5 protein-coding genes and 1 pseudogene are annotated in these 5,406 nt (G+C 59.0%); 2 read left to right on the top strand and 4 right to left on the bottom strand.

What is annotated here, in order from left to right:
- Window positions 1-437 precede the first annotated feature (437 nt).
- Both E8A46_RS19835 and E8A46_RS19840 read right to left on the bottom strand, forming a co-directional pair.
- Window positions 438-665 carry a hypothetical protein gene (locus E8A46_RS19835; RefSeq protein WP_291564813.1) on the bottom strand — a complete coding sequence of 76 codons (228 nt, stop codon included), beginning with the start codon at window positions 663-665 and terminating at the stop codon, window positions 438-440.
- An 80-nt stretch (window positions 666-745) separates the two neighbouring features.
- Window positions 746-1,090, bottom strand: coding sequence for a CsbD family protein (locus tag E8A46_RS19840; RefSeq protein ID WP_291564819.1), 345 nt, complete (start codon window positions 1,088-1,090; stop codon window positions 746-748).
- Between the two features lie 767 nt (window positions 1,091-1,857).
- Between E8A46_RS19840 and E8A46_RS19845 the strand changes: the two genes are divergently transcribed.
- Both E8A46_RS19845 and E8A46_RS19850 read left to right on the top strand, forming a co-directional pair.
- A complete protein-coding gene (locus E8A46_RS19845; protein WP_291564815.1) occupies window positions 1,858-2,448 on the top strand; it encodes a phage holin family protein in 591 nt (196 codons plus the stop codon).
- Window positions 2,448-3,565: pseudogene (locus tag E8A46_RS19850) on the top strand (YihY/virulence factor BrkB family protein). The gene E8A46_RS19845 and the pseudogene E8A46_RS19850 overlap by 1 nt, the downstream one beginning before the upstream one ends.
- Window positions 3,566-3,967: 402 nt before the next feature.
- Here the strand turns inward: E8A46_RS19850 and E8A46_RS19855 are convergent.
- Together E8A46_RS19855 and E8A46_RS19860 are read right to left on the bottom strand one after the other, a co-directional pair.
- Window positions 3,968-4,198, bottom strand: a complete 231-nt coding sequence (locus E8A46_RS19855; RefSeq protein ID WP_291564817.1) for a hypothetical protein — start codon at window positions 4,196-4,198, stop codon at window positions 3,968-3,970.
- A 435-nt stretch (window positions 4,199-4,633) separates the two neighbouring features.
- Window positions 4,634-4,894: a DUF1488 domain-containing protein gene (locus E8A46_RS19860; protein WP_291564820.1), complete on the bottom strand. Its 261-nt coding sequence runs from the start codon at window positions 4,892-4,894 to the stop codon at window positions 4,634-4,636.
- Between the last annotated feature and the right edge of the window lie 512 nt (window positions 4,895-5,406).

Genomic DNA, 5,406 nt, shown 5'->3' on the forward strand with positions numbered 1-5,406 from the left:
CGCCGGTCACTCGCCAAATTCAGCGAATCGGAAGTATCAAATCACACGCCATCCTTGGCGGACTTCACCACCACTACGCCCGAGCTTAAGTTTTCGGTACACACAACATTGCCGAAGCGGCGCTGCGGTAATGCGCTCGACCTCCGTGCGCGACTGGCATTTGGGACAACGAGGCCGCGCCGCCGCGCGAGGCGATAGGGTGTGTGTTTGTGGATCGGGCAACGATGCCTCTCGTGGGATCAGGCGAAAGCGCCGCCAAACTTGCCGGGATCTGTGCGGGGCGAGGAGAAATCCTCGTCCCTACCGCGACCATCGCGGGCCGGGACCGGGCAAGCGCTTTACATGTCCCTCGCCGACATCGACGCGCAGAGCCTAAGCATCCGCCGAGCCGTCAGCAGATCTGTTCACCCCGGACCGGTTAGCGCGCCCCCAAACCATCAGCGGCGGCGGGCGACGGCAACTCCCAACAAGAACGCGATTAACAGCGAACCAAGAGGCGCTTCGCGCGCGATATTACTCAAGATGCTCAACGGCATCCCGGGCTTTCGACCCGCTTCTATCGCGCCGCTAACTCGATGGACTGTCCCTTTCACAGCTTCGGAAACTTCCGCGACGGTGGATTTCGGTTCTGGAACGGGATCCAAGCCTTCGTAGTTATCACTCACGATTTAATCTCCAAGCCAACAAACAGCCAATCAATCAAAGCGTGAATTGTTCCGATATGGCCATCTTAGCCGTAGTATCGCTAGCGCCGCAGCGGGCGGCGCGGCGGGCGCGTCATCAATAGCGCCAACGCAAAGCCGATCCCGCCCGCGATCAACATCGAACTGAGCGGATTGTCCTGCACCTTCTTCGCAATCGCTTGCGAGCCGTCATGGAAAGCATCGCCGCTGTCCTCATAAGCGTCTTTGGCGTAGCTGGCGGCGGCATCCGTAGCTTCGCGAGCTGCATCCTTGGCCTGGCCGTATAGGTTCTGCGCCGTGCCTGTCGCCTCGCGGACGCGGCCTGCTGCCTGGGTCTTTGCGTCGGCGGCGATATCGCCGACGGTGCCTTCGACCTTACCGGCGAAATCCTTCGCCGAACCGGCAATTCGATCCTAGTCCACGGCGCACACTCCCTAAGATGAAGTCCCGGAGAGCTAACCGACAAGGTCAGTTTCGGTTCCCGCGCACAGAAAGCCGGTTTGCAAACGTGGTGTGGCCTAAAGCTCTTACCATTCCACACTCGTGCTCGGCCGCGCTGACGAGGTGATCGAATATCAGAAAATTGTTGCGATGCATGAGTTCCTTATTGATGCTGTGGACGGCTCCTCCACCGGCACGAGAGTGCCACGGATGTGGGCGCCGTTCGGGCTCCCAACGGAACCGTTGGCCGGCCACCACGAGGTCGAGACTTCCAGCGCCAGTACAACCGGAAACCCGCCCGATGCCAACGAACAATGGTGCCTGGCTTCACGATCGCCAACGCATCGCACACCTTAGGGAACAACCGATACAGACCAACGAATATCAATCGGTCGATGGGACTGAAGGAAAGTTTCTTTGGAGCAGTTCGCCGCAGAACGTTGATCTGCTGCCGTAGCACCCAAATCTCTGCCTCAAGCGCCGCCCGCGACCGGATCAGGTCGAGACCATCCAACCAATGAGCCTGCAAAGATCCCGCGTCCCGCAACAGCATCGCCCGATTCGCCGCTACCCGCCAGCCGGATAACGTTTGCGACAGGGATAGCAGCGGCTGCTGCGTGAAATCGTGAGTTAATAGTTGCTTTGCTAGGTACAAAGCAGAGGAACATTCGAAACGTGTGCACGTTTCATCATGGCAGGGGTAGCGCGTCCGTTGTCATGAAGGAATCGGGACATGCTCGCACTGTCGAGCGGCTTGCCGCGGATCGGGCTGGCGCTCAAGATCAGACAGATCAAATTGGCCACGCGTTCCTACCTGCGCGACCGCGCGGCGCAGGGCCAAGGCATCGTCGCATCCTATGCCGTTGCCGCCGGGCTCTATGCCGCCGCCGGAATTTTCCTGATCGCAGCCTGCCTGGTCGGCGTTACCGCGTTGTTTCGTTGGACCGAGATGAACTACGGACTGTTTCAGGCCTTCGGCGCCGTCGGCGGCCTGTTGCTAATCGTCGCCATCGTTTTTGCGGCGCTGGCGTCCAGCAAGCTCAAACGCCCGGCGCCGCATTTTCCGAGCCTGACCAGCCGATTGCGTGCCGCCATCAAGGCCAATCCCGTCAACCCCGATCAGATCGAGGCAGTCAGGGATACCGCGGCGGCGATCCTGATCGAGCCCTCGGCACCGATGGCAAGCGTCCGCCGCAGCCGCCGTGCCGGTCGGCGCCCGGCGCAGGAACCGCCGGACGGACGTGCGGCGCTAATCGTGATTGCGATCTTGCTGGGCTGGGCGGTGGCGCGACGGCACAGCAATGCGAGGAAATCCAGCGTATGATGTCCGGCGGCCGATCTAACCACACCGAGAATCTGGTCTTGATCGCAGCCACGGCTTTTCTCGTGATCGCGGTGCAGCACTACTTCCAGGCCGATACGCCACCGAGTTCGGCAACTCCAAACGTCGGGCCGGCAGTCTCGCAACAGCGCAGCAAATTTGCGCGTGAACTCTCGCAGCAAGGCCGCGGCCGGTTTTCCGCGAACCCGCTGAAGATTCCGTGGACCGGCTGGAAAGACATCCTGTGGCGGACCTATGAGCGCACCGGCGAAAACCGGCTGCTCGCCATCTCCGCCGGCGTTGTGTTCTTCGGCCTGCTCGCGGTGTTTCCAGCTGTTACCGTTTTGGTGTCAAGCTACGGCCTGTTCGCCAACCCCTCGACCATCGGTGACAATCTACAGGCGCTGTCACTGATGTTGCCGGACGGCTCGTTCCAGATCGTGCAGGACCAGATCGCGCGCGTGCTAGCTAAGGGCAACACCGCGCTCGGCGCAACCTTCCTGTTGGGGCGGCCTTGGCGATCTGGAGCGCTAATGCGGGCGTAAAGGCTGTCATCGACGCCCTCAATGTCGTTTACGAGGAGCGCGAGAAACGCAGCTTCATCAAATTGAACTTGCTCTCACTCGCCTTCACGACAGCCGGCATCTTAGCCCTGCTGCTGATGGTCGGCGCGGTGGTAGCGCTGCCGCTGGTGCTGGATCACCTTTGGCTTGGCAGTGAAAGCAAAATTATCGTCAGCCTAGCGCGGTGGCCGCTGCTGTTGGTGATGTTGTTGCTGGCACTCGGCATTCTCTACCGATTCGGGCCGAGCCGGCGTGCGGCTCGGTGGGAGTGGCTGAGCGTCGGCACGCTGGCGGCCGCCCTGCTTTGGATTGCCGGCTCCGCGCTGCTGTCGTGGTATCTTTCCAACTTCGGAAATTACAACGCGACCTATGGCACGCTGGGGGCTGCGATTGGCCTGATGATGTGGATGTGGATGTCCGCCATCATTGTGCTGTGGGGCGCGGAATTGAACTCCGAAATCGAGCACCAGACCGCGGTTGATACCACCGTCGGGCATCCCAAGCCCCTGGGCGCCCGCGGCGCGGCCATGGCCGATAGCCTTGGACCGGCCCGCTAAACTCCCAGGCAGGCGTCGCTGCTGGGCAGGGCGTGGTAATCGTCAGCCTCCAAACCGAACACACGGCGTGGTTACGGGGCGCGGTTCCGGCTTGTCTCGGTTCGGGCTTTTCGATCTACGCGGTTGCACTGCTGTGGACGAGAAGGACGGCGCGAGGGGCATAGGCGCCGAGTTGGCCCGTTGAGCTCGACCAGGCCGCGGAAGTCCCTTTTTGGGAAGTGACAGAACGCCAAAAAGAAACCGTCCTTCCCGGCAGGCGCCGTCTTTGATTATTTCATCGGTGCCCTTGCAAAGGCATCAAGCTGCTCAGCGTCCGGCTTGTGAGCATCACGGAAATTTATCTGACTGGGATACGGGGAAGCTAGGTCGGCTCGATGCAGGATGAAGGACGAGGCGTGAAAGTCAATTTTCCAGCCAACCTTCGGCTTCAATGGCGGCCTTGAACGCAGCGCTCGCACGAGATTCCGCGGCTGCTGATTTGGAAGCTTGTCGCAGAGCTTGGTCAGCCAACTTCCAGTGCGGCTTCTTACGATAAATCGTGGTCAGGGTGAGCATAAAGGCCGTCGCAGAGTTTCGATCGGTAATACGCTCACCGCCGAAGTCAGCCTTGATTTTATAGTTCCCAAAGGCCATTCGGTAAAAGTGGTGCGCCTCCCGTCTTTTGTCGAGGGACTGGACGCCGGGCGCTATGCGGTTTTGTCGCTTCGGATTTCGGAAAAGAGACTGATCAGGCCCACAGCAACGGGTATCATCCCCATCAGCGTCCAACCCAAAAGCGAGCCAGCGGCGATCGTGCCGGCGATACGCGCCGAATGCGCCAACCGTATCGCGTCATCACACGCCGACGAACCAGATAGCATCCACCATCGTCCTCGTCACCGTAATAGCCGTAGGCGTCGGGATATCCGTAACCGCCATAGCCATACGCTCCATAACCGCCGAATCCGAGGCCGCCTCATCTTCCCCATCGCTTCAGTAGCTCACTGAGTGCAAGCGAGTTCGTTCGCGGCTTAGGCCGCCTCAGTTGGCGGCCTCTTTCATTGCCAGCATTGAAACGCAGCAATTGTTTCAAAAATTAGCGGCGACTAGATCATAGGAACCTCTGCTTCCGCGAACATAGACCTTGGCCGCGGCGGCACATATCAAATCACGATTGGAATCGAACGCGTTCAGAAAACCCGACTCGTCGAGGCGGGCATCTGGTTGAATTCGCTTTAATGCATCTTCGTTTATAAAAAATGATGCCTCTATAGCGCTATCGTGTCCCCAAAATCGCACGCCACGCCGCGTTGGGTCATATGAACGACTATGATTTGGAAAATCAATCACGTGGTCGACACTGATCAAGTTGTCGCCGGTCCACGATCGCTCTCACCGGGACTGGAATCATCGAATCGTCATTGTTGAATACCCGTTGCAACGTTCTCTCGGTCCCAACAACAATTTGGCCATGGATTTGTCTTAGCGAATTAATGCGTTCAGCCCACTGCCGTTCGATGCGGCGGTGGACGCTCAATGGATATATGGTACTCATTAGGTCAACCTCGCTGCCACGCTCCTAAGTGAGAATAAGTCCTTGGGTTTTGCGTTCTCTCGATGAACGAAGTCGCGGAGACTTGGAAGGTTCCAAGCGAAGCAGCCAAATGGCTGCTCGAACCCGGTTGTATCGATTGGCGCCAACCGTGTGTGTACCGAAAACCTTATTCGAGTTGATGCCGTGATGGAATCACCTAAGATTGTCCGACTCGACCGCAGAGACCTCGTCTGGATCAACGTCACAGCAAATCCGACGGCAGAATGGGTTGCACGTCAGATAACGGAAGCATTTCCTTGGGATGAGG

It is taken from the genome of Bradyrhizobium sp. (genome assembly GCF_004799445.1).
Classification (GTDB): Bacteria; Pseudomonadota; Alphaproteobacteria; order Rhizobiales; family Xanthobacteraceae; genus Bradyrhizobium.